The following is a 13820-nucleotide window of genomic DNA, read 5'->3' as shown; positions in this document are numbered from 1 at the left end:
CCGCATCCTCGCGCCTCGCGCTATGGCGCTGCGTGCCCCGGTAACAGCCGCGAGTTGGCCGCCTCGGTCGATGCGAAGGTACCGGCTACAGCGGCCGTGTGGGCATCTACGAACTCGTCGATCTGTCTTCCGAGATGCGCGACCTGATCGTGCAGAGAGCTTCCCTCGAACAGATGCATCGGCTTGCCGCCAGCCAGGGACAGCGCAATCTGCGTGAAGATGGCTTGATCAAGGCCTGGTTGGGTATGACCAGTCTTGACGAGGTGCATCGCGTGACCAGCGGCTAAGTCCATGAATTTCATCTACCAAGCCGTCGATCGCAAGGGCAGGCGCGTTCGTGGCGAACTCTGCCTCCCCACGCGCCAGGATGCGCTGCGGCAGTTGCAGCGCCAGGGGCTCACCCCGCTCAGCCTGGAGGTGAAACGCCGCAACCTGGGCTCGCGACGTCGGCTCAAGGCCGAGGAATTGAACATGGCCATCCACGAGCTGGCCACCATGCTCGCGGCGGGAGTGAGCATGGCCGACGCGGTGGAGGCCCAGGAGCGAGGCGCGCGCCACCCGAAGTTGATTTCCGCCCTGCAGGCGATGGCCAATGGTCTGCGCCAGGGGCAATCCTTTCCCGTAGTGCTGGAGAGCGCCGGCCTCGACTTGCCGCGCTATGTATATCAACTGGTGGCGGCCGGCGAGATGACCGGAAACCTCGCAGGAGCTCTGAGGGACTGTGCCACGCAGATGGAATACGAACGGCGAACCCGCGCCGAGTTGCAAGGGGCGCTGATCTACCCTGCGATTCTGGTGCTCAGCGGGGTGCTCGCCGTGGCGACCCTGTTCGTCTTCGTCGTTCCGAAATTCGCCAATCTCCTGAACGAGACCGCCCAGCTTCCGTGGCTTGCCTGGGCAGTGCTGAGCATCGGGGTATGGAGCAACGAGAGTTCCGGCTTGCTGGCGTTCGCCGTCCTGCTGCTTGCTGGCGGCATTGCCGTGGCGCTGCGCAATCCGGCGCTCCGCGCCCATGCGCTCGACCAGTTGGTGCGCCTGCCCGTAGTCGGGGAATGGTTGATGCAGGCGGAAATAGCGCAATGGTCGAAGGTGCTTGGAACCCTGCTGGGAAACCGTGTGCCGCTGGTGGAGGCCCTGGCGCTTTCCGCCGCTGGCGTCCGCATTGCCCGGCAGCGCCGGACCCTGGAGCGAGTCACCCAGGATGTGCGGGCCGGCATCGCCTTGTCGGCAGCGTTGGAGGAGCGCCAGGCGGTGACGTCCATCGGTTCGAGCCTGGTGCGGGTTGGAGAGGCCTCCGGGCAGCTCGCGGAGATGCTGCAGAGCCTGGCGACGCTCTATGGAGAGGCCGGGCAGGCGCGAATGAAAAAGGCCCTGGTGCTGATCGAGCCTCTGGCGACCCTGCTGATCGGCTCTGTGTTCGGCCTGATCATTACCGGCGTGGTACTGGCGATTACCAGCGCCAACGACATGGTGCTTTGAATGCCGGGTATCGATGCCGCGGCTGGTTGGATGAGACGTGAAGTGGAAACCGTATGAACAGAGCTGCACAACAGGGCTTCACCCTGCTCGAGATGATTGTGGTGTTGGTGATTATCGGCATGCTGATGGGGCTCGTCGGGCCGCGACTGTTCAATCAGGCCGACAAGGCGAAGGCGCAGACGGCGGATACCCAGGTGAAGATGCTCAAGGGCGCGTTGCTCACCATGCGCCTGGACATCGGCCGGCTGCCGACCGAAGAAGAAGGCCTGGCGCTACTCAACACGCCGCCTTCCGATGAACGTCTCGGGGCCTTCTGGCACGGGCCCTACCTCGAGGGCGGCGTACCGCTGGACCCCTGGAACCGGCCTTACCTGTACAGCGACAGGCCGAGTGCCGAACAACCCTTCACTCTCTACAGCCAGGGCGCGGATGGGCAGCCCGGTGGGAAAGGCCTGGATGCCGATGTCGGTTACGCGCCCAAACGTTGACCAGGCCGCGTTCACCTTGCTCGAACTGCTGGTGGTGCTGGTGTTCGTCGGGGCCATTGCTGCGGTGGCGTTGCCCGGCCTGGTGAGGATGCAGGAGACCTGGGCGCGCAGGACCGCGCTGGACGATCTGTTCAATCAATTGCAGACCCTGGGCTATCGCGTGCGCAGCGACGGGCGGGAGCTGCTCATTGATGAGAGCGGGGCGGTTCCCGAGCAGTTGCTGCGACTGCCCGATGGCTGGACGGTTACTGCTCGGCCGCCGATACGTTACATGGCAAACGGAGTTTGCCTGGGCGGAAAGTTGCAGGTCCATCATGGGCGCGCGACACATACGCTGCTGCTTCAGCCACCCCTCTGCGCGCCCGGGACGATCCGCTGATGCCGGCGCGGCAGGAAGGCTTCACGCTCCTGGAGGCGGTGGTTGCGCTGACGCTCCTGGCAGTGGTCGGCGGTGCGCTTTTCGCCTGGCTCAACAGTGCCTTTCGGAGCATGCAGCGGGTCGAGGCGGCCGAGCTGCGCATTGAGACGGCCCGGGTGGCGATGGCCTATCTGGAGCGCATGAACCCTGCGCTCGAACCCGCAGGCAGGGTCCGGCTGGGGCATTACCGGCTGGAGTGGCGAAGTTCGCCACTGTCCGCATCGAAAGCGGCGGTGGGCCGCCATAGCGGCAGTCCGGGCATCTACGACGTGACCTTGTTCAGGGTCGTCGCCAGCATCTGGGCCGGCGATGGAACGCCGCAGACGCTGCAACTGGAGCTTCCCGGTTACGTGGTCATCCCAGCGCGACTGGGTGATGGACCATGATCCGCTCGCGACGAAAACAGGGTGCATTCACCCTGCTCGAGATGATCGTGGTGCTGCTGGTCGTTTCCTTCATCGGCACGTTGCTCATGCAAGGGTTGAGCTATGCCAGCAAGGCCAACCAGTCCTTGCACCAGAACCTGGGGCGCGGACAGGTCCGGGCGCTGACCTTCGATTGGTTCCGTGATGCGGTGGAGAACCTGGTCGCTCCCGAGGCTGGCGAGGTCCGCTGGCGTTTGCGAGGGGACGAACTCAGTTTCGAGGCCATGTCTGCCGCGGCCCTGGATCGCCGTGCGGGCATCCCGACGCCCTTGGCCTTCCGGCTCGAGCGGCGGGCAGGAGAGGACCGGACCGAGTTGATCTATGTGCGAAGGCTGGAGGACAGTCGCTGGCCCCTCCTGCATCTGCGCGGCGAAGCTCGCTTCCGCTATCTGGACGGTCACGGCCAGTGGCTCCGGGACTGGCCGCCGAGCGCGCAACTGGCCGATACCCTTCCCGAGGCGATGGCACTGACGGCTCCCGAGGAGCGCCTGTTTGTCCTTGTCGCGGTCGCGCTGCCCAGAGCGAGGCCCGCCGAACATGATTTCTGATGGCGCATGCCGACATGCGGCGTCTGCCCGCTCGTCTGGCTTCGTTCTGGTCGGAGTGGTCTGGTTCCTGGCCATCATGACCCTGCTGGCCAGTGCCGCTGTACTCTGGGTCGGGCGCTCGCTGGATGCCACGGAAAACCGGCGCAAGGCGCTGCTTCGTGAGCTGGAGGAGCATGCCTTGCTGGCGCGGGTCCAATGGCTGGTGGCTACCCAGCGCTATACCGTCGCGGGCCTGAGCGTACCGGGAAATGCTGGCGCCGCGCCGAGCAAGGTGGACATGGACACTTCGATCCTGCCCATTGGCGGGGAGCTGCCTCTGGATGGCCGGGAGTTCTGCATGGCCAATGGCTGGTGCATTGCGCTGCTCGATCGCTCCGCGCGCCTCAGTCTTTCCGGCATCGATCCGCGGGTACTGTCCAGGCTGCTGGCGGGGTTGGGGGTTCCCGCCGAGCAGGTGCAGGTCATGGTCGCCCAATGGTTCAGCTATCTCTATCCCGGCGCCGCTCCACGACTGGGTAGCGCCGCGCAAGCCAGCGACAGGTCCTCTTCGGGCCAGGCCCGGCGCCGTCCGTTGCGCTCGGTGATGGAAGTCTTCCGGCTGGAGGCCTGGCGCCCCTGGGAAGCGCATTTGCTCGACGCCGGTTGGCGCGATCTGGTTGCGGCGGACGAGGCGGCGCTGAACATCAACACCGCGGATGCCCGAATCCTGTCTCTTGCCTGGGGACTACCGGAGGACGCTGTCGGCCGACTGCTGCAAGCCCGCTGGCAGCGTCCGTTCACCCGGATGTCGGACCTGCATGACGTCCTCGGGGGGCATGCGAGGCTGGTTCCCGAGGATGGCTGGGCGCGCCTGGCCAGTCCGGTCCTGTCGATTCGGCTCTACCCGCCAGGAGCCGAGCAGGGGACGGAATACGAGGTCCGCTTCAACTCAGAGCACCGCCTGCTGCCACCCTGGCAGCTTCTCTCGAAGAGGTCCGTGAAGATAAATGATCGCTACTCGAATCCTCCGCTGCATCCCGATATCGCCCCCGGGGTTCTTGCCGCCCCGCTTGTGGCAAGGCCGTGGTAAGGATGGCCGGGCGCAGCTTGAGTGGGTACGTAGAGGTACAGGGTTGGCGCGGCGCGCCCCAGCGCAGTGGATCGTGGATCGGGCGTGGTGTGTCTATCGCTGTCTCGATCTCAATCATGTGCCGCGCTCTGACCGGTATCAGGCACTGGCGTTGAAGCTTGCCGCCCTGGCGCCTTTTCGCCGCGCAGGCCATTACGTAGCCTGGCGGGGTGGCCATGCTCTGGTCTGGTTCTGGGATGAGGAGGTCCGGGAGGCCGTTGCCGAAGACTGCGTCGACCAACCTCGGCGTTATCGCTGTATCCCCGAATCCCTCCTGCAGGCTCCCCCTCGGTCGGTCGCGGAAGGCGAGACGGTTCGGCTGCTTCGGGTTCGCTCCGGGCTGGATCTGCAGGTCTGGAGAGATGACTGCCTTGTCCTGAGCCATTTCTTTCCCAGCCCACCCCAGCCAGAACAATGGGTTCGGTTGCTCCGGGGGCTGGCGGGAATACGCATTCCGGAGAGCCTGGTTGCCGAGCCTGGGGAAGCGCTGGGCCGTCCCTGGGCCGTTCCGGCGGCGGAAGCAACGCTGCTGCGATGGGAGCGTTGGTTGCCGCATGGGCTCATAGCCACCCTGTTGCTGGGATGCGGATTCAATCTGGGGGAAGGTTTGTCCTGGTGGTGGGCCGAGCGTGCGCTGCGAACGCAGTACGACCAGCTGAGCGACCAGGTCTCGCCGATCCTCAGCGCACGCAACCAGGCCTTGCAGACCAATCGGATGGCCACGGAGCTGGGGCGCGCTTTGCAGCATCGCTCGCAGGTGGCGCTGCTGGGACAGGTGGCGGAACTGTTGCCGAAGGACAGTCGGTTGCTCGCCTGGCGCTATCGAGGCTCCGAGCTGGACTTGCGGATTGGCACCGACAGTGTCGACCCGCGTCTCTATGTGCGGCGTTTCATGGAGTCTGGGAGTTTCGAAGATGTCAGGGTGGAACCTTCGCAGAGCGAGGGGCTATCGCTGAGCCTGGTCCTGCGTACGCCGGGGGAGGGTGCCTGATGTCGGACTTCCAGCGATCACTGCAGTTCCAGGGGCGGAACCTGCAACGACAATGGCAGGAAAAACCACTCTTGCGCATGGCCATCTGGAGCCTGTGCCTGCTGCTGGTTGTGCATCTGGTCATGCTCAGCATGGATTGGAGGGAGGAACGAGGGGAGGAATATCGTCGTCTGGCCGGGGAATGGCTCAAGCTCCAGGACGTTTCCCGGCAGACCGCCTGGCCGGAGCGGGCGATGCAGGCGGAGCAGGTCCTGAACCTTCAGCGAGAGCGCTTCTGGCAGGCGCCGAATGCGTCGCAGGCGAGGGCCGATGTGCAGGCCTGGCTGACCGAGCGGGTTCGCCTGGCGGGCGTCCCTGACGCGGAAGTGAGCGTACTGCTTCCTCGCGGCTTCGAGAAGCAAGGGACGATCGCGCGTATCGAGGCCCAGGTTCGCGGGCAGTTGGAGCCAGCCTCGTTCAGTCGGTTGTTGCAGGATATAGAAGCGGAGCAGCGGCAAGTATCGGTGGAGTTTCTGGAACTGAACAATATGTTGTCGCCCATGCTCAATCTACAGTTGTCGTTCCTGTTCGTAGCGGCCTATTGAAGCGGATGCGGATCGGGCAGCACCCGTTTGCCGGAAGAGTTCGGCGGAGGGCGGTGCCCGTCGATGGAGCGAGTTGCCGCCAGGCGGCCGGGAAACCGAATCCGCTCGGGACGCCTGCGATTCGGCTCCCCGGCCCGCCATTGTCGCATTCGCGCAGCGAAGAACGGCCAGTCTGGTCCGGCCTGTAAACAAGTGCAAAATTTTACTTCATGGTCGGCTTGGCACTCCGAGCCGGCTCGTCCATGCTGGAGCACAACTTTCCCATGGATACCATTGCCATGAAGTTCCTGCTGCCCCTGCTGCTGTTATTTCCGCTTTCCACTCTCGCCGACGACAAGGACTACGACCAATGCATACTCGACTACCAACGCACGGCGAAGAGCGGGGTGGCGGTTCACTTCATCACCCAGGCCTGCGACAAGTTGTATAACGACGGTTCCTTCCTGCTGTCGCGGGAAAAGGCTTATTACGAGTGTCTGCTGGAGAACCTGCCGGGGGTGGAGAACAACCTGGCGGCGCAGAAGATCAGGAGCGCTTGCGAATCGAAGTCGCAGAATTGATCTGGCGAGGAGGGGAGCGAAAGTAGCCAGTGAGGTTTCCGACGGCATCGGCAGGATGCCGTCGGGAAAACCGGCTTAGCGTTGCAGCCAGGATTCGACGGTTTCGGAACCGTACTGTTCTTTCCAGGCTTTCAGAACCTTGTGGTTGCCGCCCTTGGTTTCGACGACTTCACCGTTGTTCGGGTTCTTGTAGACCTTCAGGGCGCGGGCACGGCGCTGCGGAGCGGCGCTGACGGTGACCGGAGCCTTGGGGTCGAGGATGGCGATGATGTTGTGCAGGGTCATGCCGTACTTGTCCATCAACGCCTGCAACTTGTCCTTGAATTCCAGTTCCTGCTTCAGGCTGCTGTCGCTTTTCAGCTTTTCCAGCAGGGCCAGTTGCTCCTGAAGTTTGCGCTCTGCCTCGCGGAACTCGGCAAGTTTGGACATTCGTTTCACTCCCGTTCTAAAAATATGGTGCTGGGTTTTGGTGCATTTATAGTGGCTTTACGGACTTTCCGTGTCCGCGGCAAAGGATAAGTCTTTATCTACTGGAAGAACAATATAGTTGCACGGTTTTATTGACTAACGGACTGTGGGGACAGCTTGCCGGATGTTTCCCGGAAGAATATGAAACCTTTATGTCCGTGGGGATAATGCTTCGTACAACCCATGGGAGAGAGATGGCAGAACGGGCCCGTTGTGTGGAAGCCCGTTTTAGAGCAGATGGCGAAGCGCCAGGGGAGAGTCGGGCGAATCAATCGCCCCGATATTCGCAACCGCTGGTGCAAGTTTCGTGGACGCGGACCTTGGAGAGTTCCGGCAACAGCGGCTTGAGTTGTTGCCAGATCCAGCGGCAGAGGTTTTCGCTGGTGGGGTTTTCCAGGCCTGGAATATCGTTCAGATAATTGTGGTCGAGTTGCTCGTAGATCGGCTTGAAGATCGCCTTGATTTCCGCGAAGTCGCGGATCCAGCCGGTATGCGGATCGACCTCGCCTTCGATGTGGATGGCGACACGGAACGAGTGGCCGTGCAGGCGCCCGCATTTGTGGCCTTCGGGGACGTGGGGCAGGCGATGGGCGGATTCGAAGGTGAATTCTTTGAAGAGTTCCACTGTAGTGCGCTCTGGATCGGGGTTATCGGACAACCGGAATGGGGGCGCCATGGTAGCAGGTTTGCGCGCCGGACCCGGTCTGCTCCGACCGGGCGGTCGTTCACCTGAGTTGCAGGCGGCGCGCCAGGCGCGCCAGGTTGGCGCGATCCAGGCCCAGCTCGCGTGCAGCCGAGGCCCAGCTTCCCTGGTGACGGGCCAGGCAGTCCTGGATCAGGTGGCGTTGGTAGGCGTCGGTGGCCGCGCGCAACGAGTGACCGGTCGTTGGCGCGGCGGGCGCGGGCTCGACCACGCTGCGAGGTGGCGCGGGGGTTTCCGCGGGCAGGTCGAGATCCTGCCGATGCAGGGTGACGATCCGCGACCGCTCCGGATTGTGGCCGAGGGCCTTGAGCGAGGCGCGGCCGACCAGGTGCTCGAGTTCGCGCACGTTGCCCGGCCAGCGATAGTCGAGGAGCGCGGCCTGGGCCTCGTGGTCCAGGCGCAGGCTGCGCAGTCCCAGGCGCGGTCGGTTTTCCTCGAGGAAGTAGCCGGCCAGCAGGAGGATATCGCGGCCGCGCTCGCGCAGCGGCGGCACGCGCAAGGGATAGACGCTGAGGCGATGGTAGAGATCGGCGCGGAAGCGCCCGGCACGTACTTCCTCGGCCAGGTCGCGGTTGGTGGCTGCGATCAGGCGTACGTCGACGCGGTGCTCGCGATCGGAGCCGACCCGCTGCAACTGCCCGCTCTGCAGCACGCGGAGCAGCTTGGCCTGCACCGCCAGCGGCAACTCGCCGACCTCGTCGAGGAACAGGCTGCCGCCGTCGGCCAGTTCGAACTTGCCGCGCCGTTCGTTGACCGCGCCGGAGAAGGCGCCGCGCACATGGCCGAACAATTCGCTTTCCACCAGGGTCTCGGGCAGCGCGGCGCAGTTGAGACTGATCATCGGCTTGCCGCTGCGCATGGAATGCCGGTGGATGGATTGCGCCACCAGTTCCTTGCCGACCCCGGTCTCGCCGGTGATCAGTACGCTCAGGTCGCTGTTGGCGACCAGGCGGATTTCTTCCAGCAGCGCCTTGTGCGCGGCGCTCTGGCCGATCATTTCCCGTGGCCGCTCGCCAGCGGCTTCGAGATAGGCCTCGGCGCGCTGGTGCTCGTCCTCGGCGCGGCGGGTCAGGTCGCGCATCCGCTCGCTGGCCTTGACCGTGGCGGCGGCGAGGCTGGCGAAGGCCTCCAGGGTATCCAGGTCGGCGCTGGCGAAGCGCGACGGATCGAGGGTATCCAGGGTCAGCAAGCCCCAGGGCTGGTCGTCGAGGTACAGCGGACAGCCCAGGCAATCATGGATTTCCAGGTGGCCGTGGAGGCCTTCCACCAGACCGTCGTAGGGATCGGGCAGGCCGCAGTCGGCAGGGAAGCGGGTCGGCCCGCGGCGCTCCAGGAGAGCCTCGAGGCGCGGATGTTCGCCGACCCGGAAGCGCCGGCCGAGGGTGTCCGGGCTGAGGCCGTCCACCGCCAGCGGGATCAGGTATTCGCCGTCCAGGCGCAGCAGCGCGGTGGCGTCGCAGGGCAGCAGGTCGCGCAGGGCCTGGAGCAGGCGGCGGTAGCGTTCGTCTTCCGGCAGGTCGCGGGACAGGTCGGCAACCAGCGGGATCAGGGTGGCAAGCAAGGGATTGGTGGTCATTTCGACCTCTTTGCAGTCCTAATGACTCTGAATGGTTGCAGTCATTATGACCTATGCCGGCCTGCAAGGCCCGTGAATTCTGGTAGTTTGCCTTGGCACGCTTCCTGAAATGCTTCGAGGTGAAACAAAACCTTGCATGCGTCAGGAGTCATCTATGTTGTCCAATGCCCAACGTGCCCTCATCAAAGCCACCGTACCGCTGCTGGAGACCGGCGGTGAAGCGCTGATCACCCATTTCTACCGCACCATGCTCGGCGAGTACCCCGAGGTTCGCCCGCTGTTCAACCAGGCCCACCAGGCCAGCGGCGACCAGCCGCGGGCGCTGGCCAATGGCGTGCTGATGTACGCCAGGCACATCGACCAGTTGCAGGAACTCGGCCCGCTGGTGGCCAAGGTGGTGAACAAGCATGTCTCCCTGCAGGTGTTGCCCGAACACTATCCGATCGTCGGCACTTGCCTGTTGCGGGCGATCCGCGAGGTCCTCGGCGAACAGATCGCCACCGACGAAGTCCTCGAAGCCTGGGGCGCGGCCTACCAGCAACTGGCCGACCTGCTGATCGAGGCCGAGGAGTCGGTGTATGCCGCCAGCGCCCAGGCCGATGGCGGCTGGCGCGGCGTGCGGCGCTTTCACGTGGCACGCAAGCAGGCGGAGAGCGAGGAAATCACCTCGTTCTACCTGGAGCCGGTGGACGGCCAGCCGCTGCTGGCGTTCCAGCCGGGACAGTACATCGGCCTGCGGCTGGACATCGACGGCGAGGAAGTGCGCCGCAACTATTCGCTTTCCGCTGCCAGCAACGGCCGCGAATACCGCATCAGCGTCAAGCGCGAGGCGGGTGGACGGGTCTCCAATCACCTGCATGACCGGGTCTCCGAGGGCGACGAGCTGGATCTGTTTCCGCCGGCTGGCGATTTCGTCCTGCGTGACAGCGACAAGCCGCTGGTGCTGATCACCGCCGGCGTCGGCATCACCCCGGCCCTGGCCATGTTGCAGGAAGCGCTGCCGCAGGCGCGGCCGATCCGCTTCATCCATTGCGCCCGGCATGGCGGCGTGCATGCCTTCCGCGACTGGATCGAAGACGTGTCGGCGCAGCACGAGCAGGTCGAGCATTTCTTCTGCTACAGCGAACCGCGCGCCGGCGACAGTGCCGACGCCGAGGGATTGCTGAGCCGCGAGAAACTGGCCGACTGGTTGCCGCAGGAGCGCGACCTGGACGCCTACTTCCTCGGACCCAGGCCTTTCATGGCGCAGGTCAAGCGCCACCTGGCCGACCTCGGCGTACCCTCGCAGCAGTGCCACTACGAGTTCTTCGGTCCGGCCGCCGCGCTGGACGCCTGAAGCGACGGGCCGGCGCGAGGTGCGTCGGCCCTTTTTGGAAAAAGGAGATCGAGATGAACGCTCTGTTCGATTGTCCACGGCGGGTGCTGCGGATCGGTCACGGGCTGCTGGCGGCCGGCCTGGCGCTGCTCGTCGCCGGCGTGATCGCCGCCTATTTCCTCGACCGCTACCTGAACATGCCGGCGCTGGTGTTTTCCCATGCGCTGGTGATCCTCGGCCCGACCCTGTTGAAGATTGGCTATGTGATGCGCCTGAGCGCGCTGTTCCGCATGCGTCGATCCGGTTGGGAGGTCTGCTGTGCAAGTGCTTGATCGTTCCAGGCTGATGGCCATACCGCCGATCTGGCGCCTGGGCTTCCGCCCGTTCTTCCTCGGCGGCGCGCTGTTCGCGGTGCTCGCCATCGCGCTCTGGCTGGCGGCGCTGGCCGGGCTCTGGAGCGGCTGGCAACCGGTCGGTGGCTGGCTGGCCTGGCATCGTCACGAAATGCTCTTCGGTTTCGGTGTGGCGATCATCGCCGGCTTCCTGTTGACCGCCGTGCAGACCTGGACCGGCGTACCCGGCCTGCAGGGCAAACCCCTGGCCCTTCTCGCCGGGCTCTGGCTGGCGGCGCGCCTGGCCTGGCTATTCGATGCGCCGCTGGCGCTGCTGCTGGTGCTGCAACTGAGCTTCCTGCCGCTATTGGCCTGGGCTATCGGCCGCAGCCTGTGGCGGGTGCGGCAGAAGCGCAATTACCCGGTGGTGGGCCTGTTGCTGCTGTTGACCCTGGCCGACGCCCTGGTCCTGCTCGGCCTGTTCGAGGGCAACGACGACTGGCAACGGCGTGCCTCCATCGCCGCGCTATGGCTGATCGCCGGGATGATGAACCTGATCGGCGGGCGGGTGATCCCGTTCTTCACCCAGCGCGGTCTCGGCCGCCAGCAGCAGGTGCCGGCGATCGCCTGGCTGGACAATGGCATCCTGCTGGGCTGCGTGCTGGTGGCGCTGCTCACCGCCGCGGGCGTCACGGCGCAGCCGACGCCCTGGCTTGCAGGACTGTTCGCCGCCCTCGGCGGTGCGCAACTCTGGCGCCTGTGGCGTTGGCGCGATCGCGGCATCTGGCAGGTGCCGCTGCTCTGGTCGCTGCACCTGGCGTATTTCTGGATCGCCGTGGCGCCGCTCGGCATGGCGCTCTGGAGCCTGGGCCTGGCGCTGGTGCCGAGCCAGGCGCTGCACGCGCTGGCGGTGGGCGGCATGGGCGGGTTGATCCTGGCGATGCTGGCACGGGTCACTCTCGGCCATACCGGTCGCGCGCTGCAACCGCCGGCAGCGATGCCCTGGGCTTTCGCCCTGCTCAATCTCGGCTGCGCGGCGCGGGTGTTCCTGCCCAGCCTGTTGCCAGCGAACTGGGCGCTGCCCCTGGCAGGCGGACTGTGGGCTATGGCGTTCCTGCTATTCGCCTGGTGCTACGCGCCGATGCTGTGTCGTCCGCGGGTCGACGGCCATCCCGGTTGATCAGGGGGCTTGCCGCAGACGCCGCAGCTCCTGGTTCAGCCAGTCGGCGGAGTTGCGCGTCTGCCCGGCGCAGCGCACCTGGTAGGGCTTGCCGCTGAGGCTGCTCTGGGTCGCGGCGCGCTCGATGAAGTCCTCGCTGCTGGCGACCAGATCCTTGCGCTCCAGGTAGTCGAGCTTCTTCTGCAGGTGGGCGCGGGCTTCCGCGGCCGGGTATTCGCTGCCGTTGCGGATGAAGGTGCAGCCGCTGTCTTCAACAAAGCTCAGCAAGCGGCCGATCTCCTGGCTCGCCTGCGGGGAGGGCGTGGCCAGCGCCGGCAGGCTCGAGGCCAGCAGCCAACAGGCGGCGCAGGTAGTCCGCCAGGTAATCGTGAAAGCGCGCATCGTTCCAGTACTCCATGTGGCTCAACGGGGTGTGCCGCTTGTACCAGGGACCGACCGGCAGGGCGAGGTCCTCGTGGACGACCGCGGCGTAGTTCTGCAACGGCCGCAGCGGATAGCCGAGCGGATCGGCCGGCGCGTAGACGTTCAGCCAGCGTGCCTGCTGGCGGATCGCCGGGGTCAGGCAGTGGCCGGGAAAGCGGATCGGACAGACCTTCTCGTAGGCGAAGGTGAACAGCGGGATGTTACAACCGAAGGTGACCAGCCCGGCCAGGGTTTCCAGGCCGAGGAAGGGGTCGATCGAGCAACTCGGCGTGCGGTTGAGTTTCTGCTGGTCCCAGATGAAGTTGGATACGATGTGCCCGCCCAGGGAGTGGGCGAGGATCACCAGCGGCGTCTGCGGCCCGACCTTCGCGCGCAGGGCCATGATCCCGCTGCGCACGTGCTGGTGGACCTGCTGGTAGGTGGTGTCGTAGGCGGCGCTGACCTTTCGGTAGCCGCTGGCGTCGCCGAGGAACAGCGTCACCGCCCGGCGCAGCCAGCGCCAGCCCAGCGGCTCGCGCTCGATGCGCTTGAGGTAGTCCAGCTCGCGGGCGTCCAGCACGCTGGCCCAGTACAGGCTCTGGAAGGCCACCTCGCCGGCTTCCGCGCCGAGACGTCGGCGCAGCGCCGCTACCAGTTCGCGGGCGTAGCTGTGCAGACCGTCCTCGTCGCGGCTATCGGGCTGGTCGCCGATGCCGTGGATCAGCGCTACGGCCAGTTTCATGCAGGATCCTTCTCGTCGGTGGCGGCTCAGTCCAGCGCTTGCAGGCGTTCGCCGAGCCGGCCGCCGTCGACCAGTTCGAGGAATTCGTCGCCGAGCCTGCGGCTTTCCGCCATCGCCTGGCGCCAGTAGCGCTCGCGGCCGTCGTCGTCGCCGAGGTAGCGGGTGAAGTCCTTGCGGTCCGGCAGCTTGGCGTGCGGCAGGCGCGCCAGGTACTCGCGCGACGGCGCCAGCAGCAGCACGTCCTGCAGGCGCCCGGCGTCGCCACGGCGCCAGGGCAAGCCCTTGTCGAACCAGCCGGGGATCACCTTGTCGGTGAAGTGCGGGTAGAGCACCACGCCGCGGTCCTCGTAGGGCAGGTCGAGATGGTAGTCGAGCAGGCCGCCGTCGCGGTAGGTGCCGGGGCCGGCGCCAGGCAGGTCGCGGACGCCTTCCATGACCATCGGGATCGAGCCGGAGGCGAGCAGCGCCTGGCGCAGGTTGCCGCCGTCCAGGTGCAGGTAG

17 protein-coding genes and 2 pseudogenes are annotated in these 13820 nt (G+C 65.6%); 13 read left to right on the top strand and 6 right to left on the bottom strand.

What is annotated here, in order from left to right; translation table 11 throughout:
• Positions 1–44: 44 nt before the first annotated feature.
• The 10 genes and pseudogenes from FFS27_RS16885 to FFS27_RS16840 all read left to right on the top strand — a co-directional run.
• Positions 45–287 (top strand): annotated as a pseudogene (locus FFS27_RS16885) (ATPase, T2SS/T4P/T4SS family); the annotation flags it as partial.
• 4 nt (positions 288–291) lie between these two features.
• Entirely contained in the window at positions 292–1479 is a 1188-nt protein-coding gene (locus FFS27_RS16880; RefSeq protein ID WP_021264908.1) for a type II secretion system F family protein, read from the top strand.
• Between the two features lie 53 nt (positions 1480–1532).
• A complete protein-coding gene (gspG, locus tag FFS27_RS16875; RefSeq protein WP_003110089.1) occupies positions 1533–1967 on the top strand; it encodes a type II secretion system major pseudopilin GspG in 435 nt (144 codons plus the stop codon).
• Positions 1936–2346, top strand: a complete 411-nt coding sequence (locus FFS27_RS16870) for a hypothetical protein (RefSeq protein ID WP_021264907.1) — start codon at positions 1936–1938, stop codon at positions 2344–2346. Before gspG ends, FFS27_RS16870 begins: the two co-directional genes overlap by 32 nt.
• Positions 2346–2771: a PulJ/GspJ family protein gene (locus FFS27_RS16865; protein WP_021264906.1), complete on the top strand. Its 426-nt coding sequence runs from the start codon at positions 2346–2348 to the stop codon at positions 2769–2771. Before FFS27_RS16870 ends, FFS27_RS16865 begins: the two co-directional genes overlap by 1 nt.
• Positions 2768–3358, top strand: a complete 591-nt coding sequence (locus FFS27_RS16860; RefSeq protein ID WP_004350096.1) for a PulJ/GspJ family protein — start codon at positions 2768–2770, stop codon at positions 3356–3358. The genes FFS27_RS16865 and FFS27_RS16860 overlap by 4 nt, the downstream gene beginning before the upstream one ends.
• Complete coding sequence (locus FFS27_RS16855) at positions 3348–4427, top strand: type II secretion system protein GspK (RefSeq protein WP_021264905.1); 1080 nt, start codon at positions 3348–3350, stop codon at positions 4425–4427. The genes FFS27_RS16860 and FFS27_RS16855 overlap by 11 nt, the downstream gene beginning before the upstream one ends.
• 646 nt (positions 4428–5073) lie before the next feature.
• Complete coding sequence (locus FFS27_RS33280) at positions 5074–5457, top strand: hypothetical protein (RefSeq protein ID WP_003090512.1); 384 nt, start codon at positions 5074–5076, stop codon at positions 5455–5457.
• Entirely contained in the window at positions 5457–6041 is a 585-nt protein-coding gene (locus FFS27_RS16845) for a GspMb/PilO family protein (protein ID WP_003090511.1), read from the top strand. Before FFS27_RS33280 ends, FFS27_RS16845 begins: the two co-directional genes overlap by 1 nt.
• Positions 6042–6304: 263 nt before the next feature.
• A complete protein-coding gene (locus FFS27_RS16840; protein ID WP_009877656.1) occupies positions 6305–6601 on the top strand; it encodes a VF_A0006 family four-cysteine protein in 297 nt (98 codons plus the stop codon).
• A 75-nt stretch (positions 6602–6676) separates the two neighbouring features.
• Here FFS27_RS16840 and mvaU read toward each other — a convergent pair whose 3' ends face one another.
• The 3 genes from mvaU to norR form a co-directional block, all read right to left on the bottom strand.
• Positions 6677–7030: a histone-like nucleoid-structuring protein MvaU gene (gene mvaU / locus FFS27_RS16835; protein WP_003090506.1), complete on the bottom strand. Its 354-nt coding sequence runs from the start codon at positions 7028–7030 to the stop codon at positions 6677–6679.
• A 307-nt stretch (positions 7031–7337) separates the two neighbouring features.
• The gene (gene queD, locus FFS27_RS16830; RefSeq protein ID WP_003090505.1) at positions 7338–7694 is read right to left on the bottom strand and encodes a 6-carboxytetrahydropterin synthase QueD; all 357 of its coding nucleotides are present in this window, start codon (positions 7692–7694) and stop codon (positions 7338–7340) included.
• A gap of 100 nt (positions 7695–7794) precedes the next feature.
• Entirely contained in the window at positions 7795–9348 is a 1554-nt protein-coding gene (gene norR, locus FFS27_RS16825; RefSeq protein ID WP_003090504.1) for a nitric oxide reductase transcriptional regulator NorR, read from the bottom strand.
• A 154-nt stretch (positions 9349–9502) separates the two neighbouring features.
• On the opposite strand from norR, the gene hmpA reads away from it, so the two are divergent.
• The 3 genes from hmpA to FFS27_RS16810 are packed head-to-tail and all read left to right on the top strand — an operon-like array spanning position 9503 to position 12175.
• Positions 9503–10684 (top strand): NO-inducible flavohemoprotein, encoded by a 1182-nt coding sequence (gene hmpA, locus FFS27_RS16820; protein WP_021264904.1) that lies wholly within the window; start codon positions 9503–9505, stop codon positions 10682–10684.
• A gap of 53 nt (positions 10685–10737) precedes the next feature.
• Positions 10738–10995: a psl/pyoverdine operon transcriptional regulator PpyR gene (gene ppyR / locus FFS27_RS16815; RefSeq protein WP_021264903.1), complete on the top strand. Its 258-nt coding sequence runs from the start codon at positions 10738–10740 to the stop codon at positions 10993–10995.
• Positions 10982–12175: an NnrS family protein gene (locus FFS27_RS16810; protein ID WP_021264902.1), complete on the top strand. Its 1194-nt coding sequence runs from the start codon at positions 10982–10984 to the stop codon at positions 12173–12175. Before ppyR ends, FFS27_RS16810 begins: the two co-directional genes overlap by 14 nt.
• Here the strand turns inward: FFS27_RS16810 and FFS27_RS16805 are convergent, their stop codons facing one another.
• The 3 genes and pseudogenes from FFS27_RS16805 to FFS27_RS16795 all read right to left on the bottom strand — a co-directional run.
• Positions 12176–12442, bottom strand: a complete 267-nt coding sequence (locus FFS27_RS16805) for a DUF5329 domain-containing protein (RefSeq protein WP_003090500.1) — start codon at positions 12440–12442, stop codon at positions 12176–12178. It abuts the gene before it with no gap.
• Positions 12426–13319: a hypothetical protein gene (locus FFS27_RS16800; RefSeq protein ID WP_003110080.1), complete on the bottom strand. Its 894-nt coding sequence runs from the start codon at positions 13317–13319 to the stop codon at positions 12426–12428. The genes FFS27_RS16805 and FFS27_RS16800 overlap by 17 nt, the downstream gene beginning before the upstream one ends.
• A 26-nt stretch (positions 13320–13345) precedes the next feature.
• Positions 13346–13820, bottom strand: a pseudogene (locus tag FFS27_RS16795) (patatin-like phospholipase family protein); the annotation flags it as partial.

Source organism: Pseudomonas sp. 2VD (genome assembly GCF_005503585.1).
Classification (GTDB): domain Bacteria; phylum Pseudomonadota; class Gammaproteobacteria; order Pseudomonadales; family Pseudomonadaceae; genus Pseudomonas; species Pseudomonas aeruginosa.
Note: the sequence above shows the minus strand (reverse complement) of the source record. Positions and strands in the feature narration are given on the sequence as shown.

Excerpts from the sequence above, each read along its gene's own strand:
- FFS27_RS16880 (WP_021264908.1), top strand. The coding sequence starts at position 292 with ATGAATTTCATCTACCAAGCCGTCGATCGCAAGGGCAGGCGCGTTCGT.
- gspG (WP_003110089.1), top strand. The coding sequence starts at position 1,533 with ATGAACAGAGCTGCACAACAGGGCTTCACCCTGCTCGAGATGATTGTG.
- FFS27_RS16870 (WP_021264907.1), top strand. The coding sequence starts at position 1,936 with ATGCCGATGTCGGTTACGCGCCCAAACGTTGACCAGGCCGCGTTCACC.
- FFS27_RS16865 (WP_021264906.1), top strand. The coding sequence starts at position 2,346 with ATGCCGGCGCGGCAGGAAGGCTTCACGCTCCTGGAGGCGGTGGTTGCG.
- FFS27_RS16860 (WP_004350096.1), top strand. The coding sequence starts at position 2,768 with ATGATCCGCTCGCGACGAAAACAGGGTGCATTCACCCTGCTCGAGATG.
- FFS27_RS16855 (WP_021264905.1), top strand. The coding sequence starts at position 3,348 with ATGATTTCTGATGGCGCATGCCGACATGCGGCGTCTGCCCGCTCGTCT.
- FFS27_RS16845 (WP_003090511.1), top strand. The coding sequence starts at position 5,457 with ATGTCGGACTTCCAGCGATCACTGCAGTTCCAGGGGCGGAACCTGCAA.
- FFS27_RS16840 (WP_009877656.1), top strand. The coding sequence starts at position 6,305 with ATGGATACCATTGCCATGAAGTTCCTGCTGCCCCTGCTGCTGTTATTT.
- mvaU (WP_003090506.1), bottom strand. The coding sequence starts at position 7,030 with ATGTCCAAACTTGCCGAGTTCCGCGAGGCAGAGCGCAAACTTCAGGAG.
- norR (WP_003090504.1), bottom strand. The coding sequence starts at position 9,348 with ATGACCACCAATCCCTTGCTTGCCACCCTGATCCCGCTGGTTGCCGAC.
- hmpA (WP_021264904.1), top strand. The coding sequence starts at position 9,503 with ATGTTGTCCAATGCCCAACGTGCCCTCATCAAAGCCACCGTACCGCTG.
- ppyR (WP_021264903.1), top strand. The coding sequence starts at position 10,738 with ATGAACGCTCTGTTCGATTGTCCACGGCGGGTGCTGCGGATCGGTCAC.
- FFS27_RS16800 (WP_003110080.1), bottom strand. The coding sequence starts at position 13,319 with ATGAAACTGGCCGTAGCGCTGATCCACGGCATCGGCGACCAGCCCGAT.